Raw genomic sequence first — 5,112 nt, forward strand, 5'->3', positions numbered from 1 at the left:
AGGTAAACCCGTGACCGCCGCCCTGCCGCCCACCTCCCTGCGCAACGTGCTCACCGCCCTGATGCTGGCGATCTTCCTCGGCGCGCTCGACCAGACCATCGTCGCCGTCTCGCTGCCGGCGATCTCGGCCCAGTTCAACGATGTCGGTCTGCTGGCCTGGGTCATCTCCGGCTACATGGTGGCGATGACCGTAGCCGTGCCGATCTACGGCAAGCTCGGTGACCTGTACGGTCGTCGGCGGATGATCCTCACCGGCATCAGCCTGTTCACGGTGGCCTCGATTGCCTGCGCCCTGGCCCAGGACATGCCGCAACTGGTGCTGGCCCGGGTGCTGCAGGGCATTGGCGCAGGCGGTATGGTTTCGGTGAGCCAGGCAATCATCGGCGACTTCGTGCCGCCGCGCGAACGCGGCCGCTACCAGGGTTACTTCAGCAGCATGTATGCAGTGGCCAGCGTCGCCGGGCCGGTGCTGGGCGGCTGGCTCACCGAGTACCTGTCGTGGCGCTGGGTGTTCTGGATCAACCTGCCGCTGGGGCTGGTGGCCTTGTGGGCAATCCGCCGGGCCCTGGGCGGCCTGCCGGTGCAGCGTCGCCAGGCCCGGGTGGACTACGTGGGCGCCGTGCTGCTGATCCTTGGCCTGGGCAGTTTGCTGTTGGGCATCACCCTGGTCGGCCAGGGCCATAGCTGGGCCAATCCGGCCGTACTGGCGCTGTTCGCTTGCGCCGTGCTCGGCCTGGCGCTGTTCACCGTCCATGAACGCCGCTGCCCAGAGCCACTGCTGCCGCTCGGCCTGTTCGGCAACCGGGTGGCAGTGCTGTGCTGGGGGGTGATCTTTTTCGCCAGTTTCCAGTCGATTTCCCTGACCATGCTGATGCCCTTGCGCTACCAGGGCATCACCGGCGCCGGCGCCGACAGCGCCGCCCTGCATTTGCTGCCGCTGGCCATGGGGCTGCCCATGGGCGCCTTCACCGGCGGGCGCATGACCAGCCGAACCGGGCGCTACAAGCCGCAGATCCTTGCCGGGGCGCTGCTGATGCCGCTGGCCATCTTCGCCATGGCGCTGACACCGCCGCAGTCGGCGCTGCTCAGCGCACTGTTCATGTTACTGACCGGGATTGCCTGCGGGCTGCAGTTCCCGACCTCGCTGGTGGGTACGCAAAGTGCGGTGGACAGCAGGGATATTGGCGTCGCCACCAGCACCACCAACCTGTTCCGCTCGCTCGGTGGTGCCATGGGTGTGGCGTGCATGTCCAGCCTGCTGCTGACGCTGCTGCACCAGGGCGGCTTCGAACTGCTGGGCAACCCATTGCTTGGCAGCTTGAAGGCTGGCGAGGTGGACCTGGCAACGCAGGGGCGGCTACTGGAGACGTTCCGGCAGCTGCTGATGGCCAGTGCTGCCGTGGCTGTACTGGGGCTGGTTGCAGCGATTGCCTTGCCAGACCGGCAGTTACGCGGCCATTAGGGGCGCCCCGCGCCGCGCATTTAATCCTCTGTTAATACGTGGGGGAAACACTCCCTCACAATCCTTAACAAAGTGTCATTTGCGCAGAGCCGGGCTCAAGCGCAGCATATCCAGCCCGGTGTCGACCCATTTTTCGACATCACCCAACAGATCGAAACTGTCAGGCAGCAGCAGCCAGCGCCCGATCAGGCCATCCACATACGCGAAGATGGCCACCGCCGAGCGCTCGACATCCAGCTCGCCCGGCAGCTGCCCCCGGCGCACGGCATTGGCCAACGCCAGGGCAACGCCCTTATGGCAATCCAGCACCGCACCTTGCCGTTGCTGGCGAATTTCACACATGTCATCGGTGAACTCGCACTTGTGATGCAGGATTTCATTGATACGCCGGGTCCGGGCATCGAGCACCAGCTCGTTGAACACCTGCAGCAGCAATTTGCGCATGCAGCCAAGCGGGTCGACTTCGTCCTCGCTTTCGCTCGCCCGCGCCAGGTGGTCATGGGTCTCGTGCAGGCTGTCGAGCAATGCCTGCACCAGCTCGGCCTTGTTGTTGAAGTGCCAGTAGATCGCGCCCCGGGTCACACCCGCCAGTTCGGCGATGTCGGCCAGGGTGGTGCGCGCAACCCCGCGCTTGTAGAAAGCCCTTTCCGCCGCCTCGATGATCTGGGCGCGGGTTTCCTGGGCTTCCTCTTTGGTTCGACGGACCATGGCAGTACAACCTCATCTGGCCCGAACGCGCGGCGCGCACGGGAGAACGCTTCGCGGGCACCTCTGCAGGGGGCCTCACGGATAAGCTAATCAGGGCTGTGGCAGTACCCGAGTACCACCCAGCGGTATTTACAAACAACCATGAATGTAAGTATATTCCTTAGCAAGCTATTTATCTACCGGATAGCAATTTTTCCAGATCAGACTCTTCCATTACTCTTGAGCGTCTCCCTGCTCTAGCGATCCGAGGATCCTCATGCAATTCAAGCCAGCCGTTACCGCTCTGGTTTCCGCCGTCGCCCTGGCAACCCTGCTCAGTGGCTGCAAGAAAGAAGAAGCAGCGCCAGCGGCGCAGGCTCCTCAGGTCGGCGTCGTGACCATCCAGCCGCAAGCCTTCACCCTGACCTCGGAACTGCCGGGGCGTACCAGTGCCTACCGCGTCGCCGAAGTGCGCCCGCAGGTCAACGGCATCATCCTCAAGCGTCTGTTCAAGGAAGGCAGCGACGTCAAGGAAGGTCAGCAGCTGTACCAGATCGACCCTGCCGTGTACGAAGCCACGCTGGGCAATGCCCAGGCCAACCTGCAGGCCACCCGCTCCCTGGCCGAGCGCTACAAGCAGCTGATCGACGAGCAGGCGGTGTCCAAGCAGGAATACGACGACGCCAATGCCAAACGATTGCAGGCCGAGGCTTCGCTCAAGAGCGCCCAGATCGACCTGCGCTATACCAAGGTGCTGGCACCGATCAGCGGCCGTATCGGCCGTTCTTCGTTCACCGAGGGTGCACTGGTGAACAACGGCCAGACCAACGCCATGGCCACCATCCAGCAGCTCGACCCGATGTACGTCGACGTCACCCAGTCCACCGCCGAGCTGCTCAAGCTGCGCCGTGACCTCGAAAGCGGCCAGCTGCAGAAGGCCGGCGACAACGCCGCCTCGGTGCAACTGGTGCTGGAAGACGGCAGCCTGTTCAAGCAGCAAGGCCGCCTGGAATTCTCCGAAGTGGCGGTCGACGAGACCACCGGTTCGGTCACCCTGCGCGCCATCTTCCCCAACCCCGACCACACCCTGCTGCCTGGCATGTTCGTGCATGCGCGGCTCAAGGCCGGGGTCAACGCCAACGCCATCCTGGCCCCGCAACAGGGCGTGACCCGCGACCTGAAAGGCGCGCCGACCGCGCTGGTGGTCAACCAGGAAAACAAGGTCGAACTGCGCCAGCTCAAGGCCAACCGTACCCTGGGCAGCGACTGGCTGATCGAGGAAGGCCTGAACCCGGGCGATCGCCTGATCACCGAAGGCCTGCAGTACGTGCGCCCTGGCGTCGAGGTCAAGGTCAGCGAAGCCACCAACGTCCAGAAGCCGGCCAGCCCCGACCAGGCCAACACGGCGAAAGCAGACGCCAAAGCGGAGTAAACCATGTCGAAGTTCTTTATCGATCGCCCGATCTTCGCCTGGGTGATCGCCTTGGTGATCATGCTGGTCGGGGCCTTGTCGATCCTGAAGCTGCCGATCAACCAGTACCCCAGCATCGCGCCGCCGGCGATCGCCATCGCCGTGACCTACCCGGGCGCCTCGGCGCAAACCGTGCAGGACACCGTGGTGCAGGTGATCGAGCAGCAGCTCAACGGTATCGACAACCTGCGCTATGTGTCGTCGGAAAGTAACTCCGATGGCAGCATGACCATTACCGCCACGTTCGAACAAGGTACCAACGCCGACACCGCGCAGGTGCAGGTGCAGAACAAGCTCAACCTGGCCACCCCGCTGCTGCCGCAAGAAGTGCAGCAGCAAGGTATCCGCGTCACCAAGGCTGTGAAGAACTTCCTGCTGGTGATCGGCCTGGTGTCCGAAGACGGCAGCATGACCAAGGACGACCTGGCCAACTACATCGTCTCCAACATGCAGGACCCGATCTCGCGTACCGCAGGTGTGGGTGACTTCCAGGTGTTCGGTGCCCAGTACGCCATGCGTATCTGGCTTGATCCGGCCAAGCTGAACAAATTCCAGCTGACCCCGGTCGACGTCAAGACCGCGGTCGCCGCGCAGAACGTGCAGGTGTCCTCCGGTCAGCTCGGCGGCCTGCCGGCCATGCCGGGTACCCAGCTGAACGCGACCATCATCGGCAAGACCCGCCTGCAGACCGCCGAGCAGTTCGAAAAGATCCTGCTCAAGGTCAACAGCGATGGCTCGCAAGTACGCCTGGGCGATGTCGCCGAGGTGGGCCTGGGTGGTGAAAACTACGCGGTCAGCGCCCAGTTCAACGGCAAGCCGGCTTCGGGCCTTGCGGTAAAACTGGCCACCGGCGCCAACGCCCTGGACACTGCCAAGGCACTGCGCAAGACCATCAGCGACCTGGAGCCGTTCTTCCCGCCAGGGGTCAAGGCGGTGTTCCCGTATGACACCACCCCGGTGGTCACCGAATCGATCAGCGGCGTGATCCACACCCTGATCGAAGCGGTGGTGCTGGTGTTCCTGGTGATGTACCTGTTCCTGCAGAACTTCCGCGCCACCATCATCACCACCATGACCGTACCGGTGGTGTTGCTGGGTACCTTCGGCATCCTGGCCGCTGCGGGCTTCAGCATCAACACCCTGACCATGTTCGCCATGGTATTGGCCATCGGCTTGCTGGTGGATGACGCCATCGTCGTGGTGGAAAACGTCGAGCGGGTGATGTCCGAGGAAGGGCTGCCGCCCAAGGAGGCCACCAAACGTTCGATGGAGCAGATCCAGGGCGCCCTGGTGGGTATCGCCCTGGTGCTGTCGGCGGTACTGCTGCCGATGGCGTTCTTCGGCGGTTCCACCGGTGTGATCTACCGGCAGTTCTCCATCACCATCGTCTCGGCCATGGGCCTGTCGGTGCTGGTTGCGCTTATCTTCACCCCCGCGCTGTGCGCCACCATGCTGACGCCGCTGAAAAAGGGCGAGCACCATGTGGCCAAAG

3 protein-coding genes and 1 pseudogene are annotated in these 5,112 nt (G+C 63.7%); 3 read left to right on the top strand and 1 reads right to left on the bottom strand.

The annotated features are described in order from the left end of the window. The first annotated feature begins 10 nt into the window (after window positions 1–10). Window positions 11–1,462, top strand: a complete 1,452-nt coding sequence (locus HP547_RS27230; RefSeq protein WP_172226638.1) for an MDR family MFS transporter — start codon at window positions 11–13, stop codon at window positions 1,460–1,462. 75 nt (window positions 1,463–1,537) lie between these two features. On the opposite strand, the gene ttgR is transcribed toward HP547_RS27230, so the two are convergent. Next, entirely contained in the window at window positions 1,538–2,170 is a 633-nt protein-coding gene (gene ttgR / locus HP547_RS27235) for an efflux transport transcriptional regulator TtgR (protein WP_172226635.1), read from the bottom strand. Window positions 2,171–2,426: 256 nt separating this feature from the next. Between ttgR and ttgA the strand changes: the two genes are divergently transcribed. Together ttgA and ttgB are read left to right on the top strand one after the other, a co-directional pair. Further along, complete coding sequence (gene ttgA, locus HP547_RS27240) at window positions 2,427–3,581, top strand: toluene efflux RND transporter periplasmic adaptor subunit TtgA (protein ID WP_172226632.1); 1,155 nt, start codon at window positions 2,427–2,429, stop codon at window positions 3,579–3,581. Window positions 3,582–3,584: 3 nt separating this feature from the next. After that, window positions 3,585–5,112: pseudogene (gene ttgB / locus HP547_RS27245) on the top strand (multidrug efflux RND transporter permease subunit TtgB); the annotation flags it as partial.

Source organism: Pseudomonas sp. CM27 (assembly GCF_013179515.1).
GTDB lineage: Bacteria > Pseudomonadota > Gammaproteobacteria > Pseudomonadales > Pseudomonadaceae > Aquipseudomonas.